At 46.2% G+C, this 12348-nt stretch carries 11 protein-coding genes; 5 read left to right on the top strand and 6 right to left on the bottom strand.

Annotation, left to right across the window (positions count from 1 at the left end):
• Window positions 1–111: 111 nt before the first annotated feature.
• Window positions 112–420: an ArsR/SmtB family transcription factor gene (locus DMB88_RS28295; RefSeq protein WP_128103962.1), complete on the bottom strand. Its 309-nt coding sequence runs from the start codon at window positions 418–420 to the stop codon at window positions 112–114.
• A 154-nt stretch (window positions 421–574) separates the two neighbouring features.
• Between DMB88_RS28295 and DMB88_RS28290 the strand changes: the two genes are divergently transcribed.
• On the top strand, window positions 575–949 hold the full coding sequence (locus DMB88_RS28290) for a nuclear transport factor 2 family protein (protein ID WP_056701823.1): 375 nt from the start codon (window positions 575–577) through the stop codon (window positions 947–949).
• An 894-nt stretch (window positions 950–1843) separates the two neighbouring features.
• Here DMB88_RS28290 and gntK read toward each other — a convergent pair.
• The 5 genes from gntK to DMB88_RS28270 form a co-directional block, all read right to left on the bottom strand.
• Window positions 1844–3394, bottom strand: a complete 1551-nt coding sequence (gene gntK, locus DMB88_RS28285; RefSeq protein ID WP_128103961.1) for a gluconokinase — start codon at window positions 3392–3394, stop codon at window positions 1844–1846.
• Window positions 3395–3473: 79 nt separating this feature from the next.
• Window positions 3474–4301, bottom strand: a complete 828-nt coding sequence (locus tag DMB88_RS28280) for a carbohydrate ABC transporter permease (protein ID WP_128103960.1) — start codon at window positions 4299–4301, stop codon at window positions 3474–3476.
• Between the two features lie 27 nt (window positions 4302–4328).
• Entirely contained in the window at window positions 4329–5258 is a 930-nt protein-coding gene (locus DMB88_RS28275) for a carbohydrate ABC transporter permease (RefSeq protein WP_128104643.1), read from the bottom strand.
• Between the two features lie 122 nt (window positions 5259–5380).
• The gene (locus tag DMB88_RS31635; RefSeq protein ID WP_254438374.1) at window positions 5381–5596 is read right to left on the bottom strand and encodes a hypothetical protein; all 216 of its coding nucleotides are present in this window, start codon (window positions 5594–5596) and stop codon (window positions 5381–5383) included.
• Window positions 5593–6654, bottom strand: coding sequence for an ABC transporter substrate-binding protein (locus tag DMB88_RS28270; RefSeq protein ID WP_254438373.1), 1062 nt, complete (start codon window positions 6652–6654; stop codon window positions 5593–5595). Before DMB88_RS28270 ends, DMB88_RS31635 begins: the two co-directional genes overlap by 4 nt.
• 560 nt (window positions 6655–7214) lie before the next feature.
• On the opposite strand from DMB88_RS28270, the gene DMB88_RS28265 reads away from it, so the two are divergent.
• From DMB88_RS28265 to DMB88_RS28250, 4 genes are all read left to right on the top strand, one after another.
• Complete coding sequence (locus DMB88_RS28265) at window positions 7215–7964, top strand: GTP cyclohydrolase II (protein ID WP_128103959.1); 750 nt, start codon at window positions 7215–7217, stop codon at window positions 7962–7964.
• A gap of 218 nt (window positions 7965–8182) precedes the next feature.
• The gene (locus tag DMB88_RS28260; RefSeq protein WP_128103958.1) at window positions 8183–8749 is read left to right on the top strand and encodes a glycerol-3-phosphate responsive antiterminator; all 567 of its coding nucleotides are present in this window, start codon (window positions 8183–8185) and stop codon (window positions 8747–8749) included.
• Window positions 8750–8772: 23 nt separating this feature from the next.
• The gene (gene glpK / locus DMB88_RS28255; RefSeq protein ID WP_128103957.1) at window positions 8773–10260 is read left to right on the top strand and encodes a glycerol kinase GlpK; all 1488 of its coding nucleotides are present in this window, start codon (window positions 8773–8775) and stop codon (window positions 10258–10260) included.
• A 390-nt stretch (window positions 10261–10650) separates the two neighbouring features.
• Entirely contained in the window at window positions 10651–12309 is a 1659-nt protein-coding gene (locus DMB88_RS28250) for a glycerol-3-phosphate dehydrogenase/oxidase (protein WP_128103956.1), read from the top strand.
• The last annotated feature ends 39 nt before the right edge of the window (window positions 12310–12348 follow it).

The following is a 12348-nucleotide window of genomic DNA, read 5'->3' as shown; positions in this document are numbered from 1 at the left end:
TTCTCGGTACTGAAAACCGTCCTTTTTGAACACGCACTTATTGTAGTTGTAATTCAATCTAGGTTTTTTGATAAATAGGTTAAGTTGTTTAGTTTAGAGCGGTTAGATCCCTTATTCTTCTGCTGTATTCAGAATCATGTTTACAAGACCAGGAAACTGTGTGTTCAAATCGTCCTTTCGTAGGGAATAGAAGTGTTGCTTGCCTTCAATGCGTGGCTTAATCACGCCAGCTTCACGCAAAATTTTGATGTGATGGGACAACGTGGATTTCGATATACGATCTACTTCGAAGGCGGAACAGTTCTTCTCACCAGAGCTGGCTAAGCAATGTGCAATTTTCATACGAATGGGGTCACCGAGCGCGTTACACACTGTAGTCAGCTTCATTTCCGAAGCCATAGGAATAGTTGGAGTTCTCATATCTATGACGTTAGCATAATCAGCGTCTTCTTTCAATGTTTGAAAAATTTCGAACTAAGTATTGTTATAGGTTGTAAAGTGTGTTACATTTCTTTTTGTTCATTTCGAAAAAAATCGAACTAAAATATAAAGTTAGCCTATTAGGAGGATTACAATGACCACATTATTAAACAACTATTTCCGCTTATTCGATGCTTCCCGAGCAGATGAGCGTGCAATGCAAGATCTATTGTCCCTATTTACACCTGATGCAGAGATTGTATTAAACGGAACGAGCAGAAAAGGATTCGAAGGATTCATGAAGGCGTTCTATGAGTACAACAGTGATGTCAAACATATGTGGGAGAAATGGGAGCTTCAACCGGATGGCAGCTATCAGACGAATTGGGCGGTATGCGGGCAGTCTGCAGATGGTACCGTATATGCCAAAACAGGGATTGATATTGCCCGGTTGAACGACGCAGGACAGATTGTATATCTGGAGAACGTGCAGAACGATAAGGATGCCTTCAGTAAATATAATCAGTAATTTGGGTTAAGTATTCTCGGACGGCTAGGCGTCGCTTAGAAGCTGTTCTCCGAATTTGCTTTTGATGCAAAAAGTATGATTAACGGAACGATCCTTATTGATTATGAAACTTAGCTGAATTAATCCTAAGAAGACTGCCTGCAAAGGCAGTTTTTTGTATGCTTTTCTTAGCTGAGCTGAGAAGTGGAGAATGCTAATAGGGAGTAATGAGGTAATCATATCTGCTGTATAAGAGATTCGACATCGTTGTATGATATAATATAGACCAAATATATACAGCGGAGGTCTGAATTGGAGAAGAATATGAAATGGGGATTAGTCATTTTGGCGATGGGGGCAGGTAGTTTTTTTCTATCGCGAACTTCTTATGATGTGTTGAATGTGATCTATGACGTATCTGTTATCATCGCGATTATTCTTATTTACGTTTTAGTTTTTAGGAAGAAAAAACAATAAAAGACTGAAGCATGAATCCCAAAGCTCCATTAAAATGATGATTAGAATTACTATCCGCAAGACGTACGCAAGGCGATGACGTGAATAAGAGAGTGAGGTTGGCTATGTATCTTATTGCGCTGGTCACACTTGTTATTACAGGCTTGATAGCTATACTTCATATCGTATTTGATCTCAAGGCGTTGGGCGATGGCATTGCTCTATTCGTGAAAATATCTAATTTGTTATTTTGGTTATCCTTATTATTCTTTGTTCATAAGATGCCGACGAAACCAAGGGAAGACAGGAAATAGGAATCGCGAGACTAAACGTGTAACGAAGACACCATCTGCGTAACAAACACAACAACAAACAGGCTCCACTGTTCATCAGCAGGAAGCCTGTTATTTATGTTGTTCAGCTGTTCAATCGTTGGTTTCAGTCCTTGAACGAATGTTCTTACTGATGCATCGTTCTATTCTGAAAAGCAGCAATGTCCGCATATTCTTCCTCGAACTTACGGGATATGCGGATGAAGATCGGCAGCAGCTCACGATACACCCGAACATGCTCCTGATCTGGCTTATGCCGATGTGTCGAGCCGATCATCTCGGATACAACGCTGAGAGAATCAATCTCTCCAAGAGCATACAGTCCTAGCACTGCGGCACCAAGGCAAGAGCTCTCAATGCTCTCGGGAATGATCACATCCTGATCGAAGATATCGGCCATCATCTGACGCCAGAGCTCGGAACGAGCGAAACCGCCAGTGGCTTGAATTTTGGTGGGGCGACCAATTTTCTCTTCAATTGCAAGCATGACAGTATATAGGTTGAAGAGAACTCCTTCTAGTGCAGCGCGAATCATATGTTCCTTCTTGTGATGCAGCGTCAGCCCGAAAAAGGAGCCTCTAGCGCTTGGATTCCAGAGTGGTGCACGTTCACCCGTCATATATGGATGGAATAGTAACCCCTCCGAACCTGCAGGTACATTTTCCGCAACACGGGTTAGCACTTCATACGGATCAATCCCCAGACGTTTCGCTGTCTCAACTTCAGAGGCGGCAAACTCATCTCGAATCCAGCGGAAGATCACGCCGCCATTGTTCACAGGACCACCAATCACCCATTGATCCTCTGTTAGTGCGTAACAGAAGAACCGACCTTTCGGATCGGTTACCGGTTGATCCACGACAGTGCGGATCGCTCCGCTCGTACCGATGGTTACAGCTACAACACCAGGATCAATCGCGTTTACACCTAGATTGGAAAGTACCCCATCACTAGCTCCAATGACAAATGGTGTGGTAACCGCAATGCCCATCTCCTGAGCATATTCTGGATGCAGTCCCTGACGGAGGACATGCGTTGTTGGTACAAGCTTTGATAGATGTTTCGGTGTAATGCCCGCCACCTGCAATGCTTCCTCATCCCAATCCAGCTTCTCCAGATTCATAAGCCCGGTCGCTGAAGCCATGGAATGATCAATCACATATTGGGAGAACAATTTATAGAAAACATATTCTTTCATGGAGATCAATTTGTGTGTTTGTTGGAACAGTTCCGGTTGATCACGAGTGAGCCACATGATTTTGGTCAAAGGCGACATTGGATGAATGGGTGTTCCTGTTCGAAGATAAATGTCATGACCATTCATATCGGACTGGAGCGCTTTCGTCCATTCGGCGCTGCGATTATCCGCCCACGTCATGGCACGCATCAATGGTTTACCGTGTGCATCCACAGGCAGAATGCTGTGCATGGCGGAACTAAACGATACAAACAGGACCTCATCCGGCTTTACCTTGGCTTTGGAGGTAGCCTGTTTAACCGATGCGATGACGGCTTGAAAAATATCCTCCGCATCCTGCTCTGCGATGGCAGGTGTCGGGGTGTGCAGCGGATAATCCGCACTGCCTTGAGATACAATGGTTCCATTTTGCTCGAACAGAACCGCTTTGGTAGAGGTTGTGCCGATATCTACGCCGATCATATAGGGTGAAGAAGCCATTTTGTCATCCCTCTTTCTGCGGTATTTATCTACAGATAAGAATATCAGAGTTGAAGGATGGATCAAAATGTATTCATTCTTAGTCCTTCACCGCGCCTGCGGCAATATCGGAAATAAACTGACGGCTGATAAACAGAAACATAATGATCAAAGGGATAACGGCGAGCAGTGTACCTGCAATGACCATGGAATAATCCGTGTTGTACAGACCATTCAATTGCGAAAGGGCGATCTGCAGTGTGTATTTTCGCTCGTCTGTCAGTACGATCAAGGGCCACAGATAGTCATTCCATACCCCAATGAAGGTGAATGCCCCAAGGAAAGCAAAGGCAGGCCGCAAAATGGGCAAAGCCACATTCCAATACAAGCGGAAGAAGTTGCAGCCATCAATTCGACCAGCATCCAGCAGGTCGTTCGGAATGGACTCCGTCGCATACTGACGGATCCAGAATATACCGAAGGCATTCACCATGCCGGGTATAATGAGTGCTTTGAACGAGCCGACCCAGCCAAACGTCGCCATGAGCACGAAGGATGGAACCAGGGATAGCTGAGAAGGCACCATCATGGTGGCGATAAGCAGCACAAAAAGCCACTTTTTGCCCGGAAATTCGAACTTCGCAAACGCAAACCCTGCCAAAGAATCAAAAAATAGTACCAATATAGTGACCATGCCAGCTACAAATAACGTATTGAGAAAAGCACCCCAAAAGTCAATCTGCTGCAACACACGCGTAATATTGTTCCACATCTCGCCCCCAAACCACAGCTTGGGTGGGAAAGTATAAATATCCGATGTTGTCCGTGTAGACATCACGATCAGCCAATAGAACGGGAACATGGAAATGATCATGCCCCCGATGAGTCCGATATACAACACTACCGATTTGAGAGATCTGGACGTCATGAGCACTACCCCCTTGTCATGGTCACATCAGGATGATTTGCCTTGAACGAGCTTCCAGTTCACGATCGAGAATAGAGCGATAATAAGGAACATTCCCCAACCTACAGCAGCACCATAGCCAAAGTAATTGTTGATGAACGATTCGCGGTAGAGGTAGAGGACAATCGTCATACCGGCAGCGCCTGCACCACCATCGTTACCTACGAGAATTTGTGGTTCCGTAAAGAGCTGCATGCCCCCAATGGTGGAGGTGATCACAGTAAACAGAATGACAGGTCGGAGCATCGGAATGGTGATTCGGAAAAAGGATTGAATGCTAGAAGCTCCATCAATCTTGGCAGCTTCGTATAAAGTATGAGGAATGCTCTGTAGTCCAGCCAGGTAGATGACGGCATTGTATCCCGTCCAGCGCCAGACAACCATGGAAGAAATCGCGACCTTAATGCCCCATGGTGCATTTAGCCACTCGACCACGGGGAGTCCGACCGATTGCAGCAAATAATTGAGGAAGCCGTAGTTGTTGGCAAATAATGCGCCAAAGATGATAGCGACAGCAACAATAGACGTTACGTTGGGGAGGAAGTAGCCTACCCGGAAGAGGGTTTTAAACTTCACAAACGGTGCATGTAGCAGAAAGGCTACGATTAAGGCAAAGAAGAGCATCGGGATCGTCGAGTAGATCCAGATCATGAACGTATTGCCCACCGCTTGCCAGAACTCTACATCTGTCAGTAGATATTTAAAATTGTTCAGCCCGTTATACGTCATGACTCCGATGCCATCCCACTTATGGAAGGCTAGGTATAGCGAGAAACCAATCGGAAATAGACCAAAGACGGCAAATAGTAGGTAAAATGGAGAGATGGCGATATAAAGTGCCCGATGCTGCCAGATGCGTGACAGGAGTGACTTTTCTTGAATCAGATCTGGGCGTGCAGTTCCAGGGTCAGGATTCATTCGCGTCGTTTCGGTTGCGGCCATATCAATTCCTCCTTTGCGATTCACAATGACTTCGGATTTTGGTAAGACGATGATCCTACTTCAACCTTGATCAACATGATCAAGGGAACCAAGCTGATCTATCGCTGAAGTTCTCGTTCAACGCGCTGTACCGTATCTGTCCACACTTGCTGTGGATCACTATTTTGCTTCGCAATGTCATTCAACCGCCGAGTAATGATATTGTGTACCGATGGATAACGTTCTCCGAAGAAAGCATCCGGAACCTGCTGTGCTGAGGCAGCAAATACAGGTCCTGTCGCTTGCCCGCCGAAGAAAGGTTCCTCTTCCTTCATAGCTGGTTGATCGAATACCCCGGTGCCGATGGGAATAAGTTTAACGTTTGATATTGCTCCAATTGATTTTCAGGGCTTTGCAGCCAGCGAATAAGCTCGAATGCTTCTTGGGGATGTTTACTGGATTTCAGAATAGATAGAAACGAGCCGCCGTTATTCCCATCTCCGCCAGGTGCTCGCGTTACACGCCATTGACCCGATGTATCAGGAGCAGCCTCCTGCAACACCTGTTTCATCCACACCGCACCGACAAATGAGGCAATCTCACCATTATTCATCGCTGCATTCCAGGTTGGCGTCCAGCCATCTGCATTGGCGAGCAGTCCTTTTTGCTTAAAGGCTACCGCAGTATCCCAGCTTTTGCGCACCAGAGGGGAATCCATGCCAATAAAGGAGCCGTCAGGTCGGAAGTAACGCTCAGTCCCTTGGGACAACACTTGATTGTAAACGCTTCCAATATTATCGGTCAGAAAAACCTTGCCTCCGAGTGCTTCCTTCAATTTCTCTCCTGCTGCTGCATAAGCGTCCCAGCTATCCATTTGACGAGCAACCTCTTCCGGTTCTGAGGGAAGTCCGGCTTCCTTGAATAGATCAGCACGATAAAATAGTGCGGTCGGCCCGGTATCCATAGGGAATCCAATCATCTGTCCACTTGGCGTGACGCCTTGCTTCCATTTCCACTCTAAATATTGATCCTCTATTTCACCTGCTCCAAGGTCATACAAATTATAAAAGCGATCTTCACTGGGGAAAAGCTCCATGATCCAATCGTTTAGGGCTACGATATCCGGCTCACCTGAACGTGCGGCAAGTGTCGTCTTTAGCTTGGCTTTGAAATCACCGCCAATTTTCTGAGCAGTCAGCTCAATATTAGGGAATTTCTCTTTGGCCTTGGCAATCAGCTTGTCGTCGATAGAACGATTCCAATACCATAATGTAAGCGCTACCTTTTTGTTGTTCGCTGAATCGTTTGGTTCCGACCAGATGGAGCATCCGCTTACCAGCAGGACGCAGACCAGGATGACAGCTACCCAGTATGTTCTTTTCCGGCGGATCATGTGCATAACCCCCTCATCGATATGTTCAAGGCATGATGTTACTTTGGACTACAACATAAGTGTATGAGTAGTTTCTAAACTCATACCCATTATTCCTCAAATGAAACAAGAATTTGTGACGATATGAGAAGTTATTCGAAAAGTATATTGCACTTATTTTAACAGTTACTTTAAATTTAAAAGTTACTTGACACATGATAATTTTTATTCTAAACTAACTTACATAAAGTAACTAATGATAATAACAAAAATATAGATACGTACTGTCCTATATATTTGCTCAAACACTCACACGAGAATGAAGATACATTCTCGGATAGTGCTGCCAGTGAATATACGTTCAATTAAACGTTTTACACGATAATGGAGAGGACAGAAATAACCTAAAGAAACGAAGTGTTCGCCTTTATCCCCGAATTTAATCCTTGGAGGAGTGATTCAATAAAATTTGGGGATAACAGCGATCGGAAGGTTATTCTGTCATCGGAATGGTTAGTGTTAACATTTTTAAGTTGAACTTATGTAGAGTACGATGAGATGGCTTAACAGGAGGAACAAACATGATTAATTCACATATTATAAAGCTACTTGCCCCTAAAATTCAGACTTTTCCGAGTGGAAAAGACTTCATATACCTCGTGGGACCGATTAAGCTTCCGGTCAACCTGGATGGAGAGACACACACATTCCAGTGGTATAGCTGGTTGAAGTCTGATCGAGCGATGGAAAGTGGCGAACTGATTGAATCACTTGCTACGGCAGAGCTTGCAGAGCGTCAACAATCCAGCGTGTTGGTATACGGCGATTTCGCTGAAGCACAAGAAGCTTTGATTCGGATGCATAGCATCTGTCATACAGGCGACATTTTTGGCAGCAAACGTTGTGACTGCGGCTTCCAACTGGAGCAATCCATGAAGATGATCGCTGCTCACGGTGCGGGTGCACTGTTCTATCTTGCTAACCATGAAGGTCGCGGTATTGGTCTGTTCAGCAAAGCTATGGCTTATCTGTTGCAGGAAGAAGGCTTGGATACGGTCGATGCGAACCTGCAACTTGGATTCACTGATGATGCACGTAATTATGATGATGCGATTGCTGTATTGCGTGCGCTTCGTTCAACACCGGTTACTTTGATTACGAACAATCCTCGTAAGCTTGCTGCACTGCAAGAGGCGGGATTGAACGTAGGTGGACGTGTTCCGCTATGGGGTGATCGTTCAGCCTTTAACGAAAAGTATTTGCAGACCAAAGTGAGCCGTTCTGGTCACTTGGCGGACACGGATACGTTGCTTCCGCACGCACAAGCTTAACGTATACGTGTAGGCTGGTACCGTTTAGAAATGATCGACAAGGGTTTCGATAATGGAATGCTTATCGTTAGAGCAATGTGAGTTTAGATAAACGCTGCTGTCATCACCTCCTCGTGAGGGGACGGCAGCTTTTTTGGGTCTGAATAACCTGCATCGCTTGCCGTTAACAGAGCATGGAATATACAATATAGGCATCTGATTTACGTAGGGGGAGCCGCATGCCTTTTCAGGGACAGCGTATTTTGCCAGCTGCCAAGAGTATGAAGCAATTTGAAGCGATGATTGAAGGGCCGTATCGATATGGGGTCATGCTAGATACGCATATTGCACAGCTTCAGAGTTTGCTGGATGAAGCACGGCGGCGAGACAAGCAAATATTGCTGCATGCTGATCTGATCCAGGGACTCAAAAATGATGAATATGCTGCGGAGTATCTGTGTCAGCACATTCGCCCAGCAGGGCTGATCTCAACACGAGCAAGTGTTATACAGAAAGCGAAGCAAAAAGGAATTACGGCCATTCAGCGAATATTCTTGCTCGATACCAATGCTTTGGAGAAGAGCTATCATTTGCTGACGAAGACTCAGCCTGATTTTATAGAGGTGCTGCCTGGCATTATTCCGCATATTATTACAGAAGTATCTGATCGAACGGGCATACCGATCATTGCAGGCGGACTGATTCGTTCGGCTCACGAGGTGGAGCTTGCACTACAAGCCGGAGCAACAACCGTTACGACGTCCAATACGGACTTGATCCGTCATTTTGGGGAATCGCTTACATAGTCATTAAACAGGAGGTTGTTTGGATGGAAAAATATATTATGGCGCTGGATCAGGGAACAACGAGTTCACGAGCCATTTTGTTTAACCGGAATGGAGAGATTGTGCATACTGCTCAGCAGGAATTCCCGCAATATTTTCCCAAGCCCGGATGGGTTGAGCAAAATGCGAATGAGATCTGGAGCTCCATCCTGGCAGTTATGGCATCATGCCTCGCGGAGAGCGGAATTAAACCAGCTCAGATTGCCGGAATTGGAATCACGAATCAGCGTGAAACGGTCGTGGTATGGGATAAAGAAACAGGACGGCCGATCTATAACGCGGTTGTATGGCAGTCCATACAGACAGCCGAGATCTGCGACGAGCTGAAAACGAGAGGACTCAGCGATCTCTTCCATCGCAAAACAGGTCTGCTTATTAATCCATATTTCTCGGGAACTAAAGTGAAGTGGATTCTGGATCATGTGCCTGGTGCACGAGAGCGTGCGGAACAGGGAGAACTGTTATTTGGCACGATTGATAGTTGGCTGATCTGGAAGCTAAGCGGGGGCACACACATCACCGATGTGTCTAATGCTTCACGTACACTCCTGTACAATATTTATGAATTACAGTGGGATGAGGAAATATTGGATATTCTAGATATCCCGAAGGTGATGTTGCCAGAAGTACGCGGATCATCCGAAGTGTATGCATACACGACAGAATATCATTTCTTCGGTCATACAATTCCCATTGCAGGTGCGGCAGGTGACCAACAGGCAGCGTTATTCGGTCAGGGCTGCTACACCAAGGGCAGTATGAAAAACACCTATGGCACGGGCTGCTTCATGTTGATGAATACAGGTGAGGAGCCTGTGCAATCCGACCATGGGCTTATTACAACCATTGCTTGGGGGATTAATGGCAAGGTGGAGTATGCCCTAGAAGGCAGCATCTTTGTTGCAGGCTCAGCGGTGCAGTGGTTGCGAGATGGTCTTCGAATGCTTCGTTCATCCCGAGATAGCGAGGATTATGCTGCGCGTGTCCCATCAACGGATGGCGTATACATGGTGCCTGCCTTTGTTGGATTAGGTAGTCCCTACTGGGATAGTGAAGTGAAGGGAGCCGTTTTTGGTCTGACACGTGGGACGACGAAGGAGCATTTTATCCGGGCTACGCTAGAAGCACTGGCCTACCAGACCAGAGACGTGCTTGCTGCAATGCAGACCGATTCAGGAATTGTGGTAAATGAACTGCGAGTAGATGGCGGAGCGGCAGCCAATGATTTCTTAATGCAGTTCCAAAGTGATATTTTGGGTATTCCCGTTGAACGCCCTACAGTGAATGAGACGACTGCATTAGGCGCAGCTTACTTGGCAGGGCTTGCTGTGGGTTACTGGAATAGCGCGGAGGAATTGAAGGATCATGAGAACACGGAGCGAGAATTCCAACCGGTGATGGCACCTGAGCAACGAACCGAGCTATATGCAGGTTGGCAGCGTGCAGTAGCGGCGGCAATGGCTTTTAAATAAGTGGCAGTAGGAAAAAATACATTTGCACTTTTTTATTAAACATATGGAATGGCTGAGATTTACTGGTGGAAAATGATGCATAAATTACAGGGGATATCTTCCTGTGTAACAAAATCCATATACCCACTATTAGGAAAAGTTAAGCCTTAGTGGTTCAGTTTGAAAATCCATCCTTGTCATTATGAAAAATTTAAAATTTTTTTGAATAATGTGTCATTTCAGGACTTCACGCCGTTCAAAATGTGTGTTAGGATTGGGTTACAAGTTAAAAAATGATGTCTGGAGATCGGGAGAGACCACGTACCGCTCAGCAATTGCTGTAGCGAATGACGTGGTCTTTTTTTTGTTCTTTTGCGGATAAAATAAAGGGAATGAATGGGAGTGAGACGGATGACGGCTTCTTTCTCAGCGATCAATCGTACGGCATATTTGCAAGACATGGCGAATGCACATTTTGACATATTGGTTATTGGAGGTGGCATCACGGGAGCAGGTATTGCGCTGGATGCAGCTTCCCGTGGATTGAAGACAGCCGTTGTGGAAATGCAGGATTTTGCGGCGGGAACCTCCAGTCGTTCCACTAAGCTGGTTCATGGAGGTCTGCGGTATTTGAAGCAGTTTGAAGTGAAGATGGTCGCTGAGGTAGGTCGTGAGCGAGCTGTCGTATATGAAAATGGACCGCATGTGACCACACCTGAACCGATGTTGTTGCCGATCTATACGGCAGGTACTTTCGGTCGGTTCAGTACATCCCTGGGATTAATGGTGTATGACCGATTAGCCGGCGTGAAGTATAGTGAACGGCGCAAAATGTTAAATGCCGGGGCAACAGCAGACATGGAGCCTTTACTGGGCAAAGAGGGACTGTTAGGCAGCGGACTTTACGTTGAGTATCGCACGGACGATGCAAGGCTGACCATTGAAGTAATGAAAGAAGCGGTACGTTTTGGGGCGCAGGCTGTGAACTATGTGAAAGCGGACGGATTCATTAAAGAAAACGGTCAAATCATCGGTATCCAGGCGACGGATCAAATTCATGGTCATTCTTATCAGCTTCGAGCAAGCAAGTTCATCAATGCTTCAGGTCCGTGGGTGGATGAGCTGCGTAAGGCGGATGGTTCCCGTGAAGGCAAGACTTTACAGATGACCAAAGGCATTCACTTAGTGTTCGACGGTTCACGATTTCCGTTAAGGCAGGCTGTTTATTTTGATACACCTGACGGAAGGATGGTATTTGCGGTTCCGCGAGATGGCAAAACCTATGTAGGCACAACAGACACCGTGTATACGGATGATCCGGCACATCCATTGATTTCTGAATCTGATCGAGATTACGTGATCCATGCGATCAACGGCATGTTCCCTCAGATGAATATTCGTGCGGAGGATGTAGAGTCTGGCTGGGCAGGGGTGCGCCCACTCATCCATGAAGAGGGTAAAGATCCCTCTGAAATTTCTCGTAAGGATGAGGTTTGGGTATCGCCTTCAGGGCTGATTACGATTGCTGGAGGTAAATTAACGGGGTATCGTAAAATGGCTGAAATGGTCGTAGATTTGGCTGCTCGCCAGTTGGAGAAGGAAACAGGGCGATCGGTGAAGGCGTGCTTGACCAAAAAGATGCCGATCTCCGGAGGCAATGTAGGCGGTTCTGCTGGATTCGAATCCTATGCAGAACGTAAAATTAAGGATGGCGTTGCACTTGGGTTAGAGCGCCGTGCGGCTGAACGGCTGGCACGTACCTATGGTTCAAATGTGGATGCTCTCTATGATCGGATGCCCGATCCACGAACGAAAGCCGAGTGGCATGGGTTGCCACCGGAGCTGTTGTTAATGCTCAAGTATTCGATAGAAGAAGAAATGACGGTGACTCCTGCCGATTTCTTCGTAAGGAGAACGGGTGATTTATTTTTCCGTATTAACGAAGTTCGAGCGTGGAAGACCGCTGTTGTTCGTTATATGAGCGAACGTTTATTGTGGACAGATGAACAGACAGAAGGGTATAGACAGGAACTGGATCGCTTGCTGCTGGAGGCATCTGGCAAAAAGTAAGGCAGGATTTCGACACTGGGGGTCGAATGGAACATGTAA

This window comes from Paenibacillus sp. DCT19 (genome assembly GCF_003268635.1).
Classification (GTDB): domain Bacteria; phylum Bacillota; class Bacilli; order Paenibacillales; family Paenibacillaceae; genus Paenibacillus.
Note: the sequence above shows the minus strand (reverse complement) of the source record. Positions and strands in the feature narration are given on the sequence as shown.

Bases quoted from the DNA above. Each gene is read 5' to 3' on its own strand.
- DMB88_RS28295 (WP_128103962.1), bottom strand. From the start codon at position 420: ATGAGAACTCCAACTATTCCTATGGCTTCGGAAATGAAGCTGACTACA.
- DMB88_RS28290 (WP_056701823.1), top strand. From the start codon at position 575: ATGACCACATTATTAAACAACTATTTCCGCTTATTCGATGCTTCCCGA.
- gntK (WP_128103961.1), bottom strand. From the start codon at position 3,394: ATGGCTTCTTCACCCTATATGATCGGCGTAGATATCGGCACAACCTCT.
- DMB88_RS28280 (WP_128103960.1), bottom strand. From the start codon at position 4,301: ATGACGTCCAGATCTCTCAAATCGGTAGTGTTGTATATCGGACTCATC.
- DMB88_RS28275 (WP_128104643.1), bottom strand. From the start codon at position 5,258: ATGAATCCTGACCCTGGAACTGCACGCCCAGATCTGATTCAAGAAAAG.
- DMB88_RS31635 (WP_254438374.1), bottom strand. From the start codon at position 5,596: ATGAAGGAAGAGGAACCTTTCTTCGGCGGGCAAGCGACAGGACCTGTA.
- DMB88_RS28270 (WP_254438373.1), bottom strand. From the start codon at position 6,654: ATGATCCGCCGGAAAAGAACATACTGGGTAGCTGTCATCCTGGTCTGC.
- DMB88_RS28265 (WP_128103959.1), top strand. From the start codon at position 7,215: ATGATTAATTCACATATTATAAAGCTACTTGCCCCTAAAATTCAGACT.
- DMB88_RS28260 (WP_128103958.1), top strand. From the start codon at position 8,183: ATGCCTTTTCAGGGACAGCGTATTTTGCCAGCTGCCAAGAGTATGAAG.
- glpK (WP_128103957.1), top strand. From the start codon at position 8,773: ATGGAAAAATATATTATGGCGCTGGATCAGGGAACAACGAGTTCACGA.
- DMB88_RS28250 (WP_128103956.1), top strand. From the start codon at position 10,651: ATGACGGCTTCTTTCTCAGCGATCAATCGTACGGCATATTTGCAAGAC.